Origin of the sequence: Marinobacter iranensis (assembly GCF_029207565.1) — a bacterium.
GTDB lineage: Bacteria > Pseudomonadota > Gammaproteobacteria > Pseudomonadales > Oleiphilaceae > Marinobacter > Marinobacter iranensis.
Map to the genome: position 1 here is coordinate 1 of NZ_JANCMW010000334.1, position 250 is coordinate 250.

General features: G+C 58.8%; 1 protein-coding gene. It reads right to left on the reverse strand.

What is annotated here, in order from left to right; genetic code table 11:
• Positions 1 to 250: phage minor tail protein L (locus tag NLU14_RS22590; RefSeq protein WP_198625530.1), on the reverse strand; the 250-nt coding region annotated here is incomplete at both ends.

Here is a 250-nt window from a genome sequence, read left to right on the forward strand (position 1 = left end):
ATCGGACGTTGGCTGGTCATATTCATCCGCGACAGCCGGACCGCTATAACCGCACTCGTCACCGCGATAGGTCCAGGTGCAGGTGTTGGCCAGCATGATACGTCCCGGAAAAACAGCGCCATCCGTTTCCGTCGGTGTGGACAGTACAAAGGAGGCACTCACCGCGCTCAGTTCGCTGCACTGCTCAATGCGCCAGCGGCTGATCACCTCCTGCTCCGGATCGGCGTAACTGTTTCCGTTGACGAAGGAT